1 protein-coding gene is annotated in these 435 nt (G+C 61.4%); it reads right to left on the reverse strand.

From position 1 onward, the window contains the following. Window positions 1–54 precede the first annotated feature (54 nt). On the reverse strand, window positions 55–435 hold a 381-nt coding region (locus KHA85_RS20305), incomplete at its 5' end, for an ATP-binding cassette domain-containing protein (protein ID WP_213186684.1).

A 435-nucleotide genomic window follows, 5' to 3' on the forward strand; every position in this document is an offset into this window, starting at 1 on the left:
ATCATGCACCGCGCGACCATTCTGGGGGATAGGCCTTTTTACAAGGCCTGAGGCTTAGGCTTCGAACGCCTGCGTTAACTGCTCCAGCTGTTCCTGCGCATCCAGCCAGGTCATTTCCGTCTCTTCCAGCGCGGATTTGGCCTGGCTTTGCTTTTGCAGGCAGTCGGTTAACTCGGCCTTGCGGCTGATGTCGTACAGCGCGGGATCCGCCAGCTGTTCCTCCACCGCCGCCAGTTCGGCGCCCAGTTTTTCCATCTGCTGTTCCAGCTTGGCGATCTGCTTGCGCAGCGGCTGGGTCTGCGTACGGAACTCCGCCTCGCGGCGTTTTTGATCCTTGCGCGCCTGCGCGCTGTTGCCGCCGCTCTCTTTTTCCGGCGTGTCCTGCTGGCTTTCCTGGCGCTGCAGGTCGACAAGCCACTGCTGGTAGTCGTCGAG

Source organism: Dietzia massiliensis (assembly GCF_018390595.1).
Classification (GTDB): domain Bacteria; phylum Actinomycetota; class Actinomycetes; order Mycobacteriales; family Mycobacteriaceae; genus Dietzia; species Dietzia massiliensis.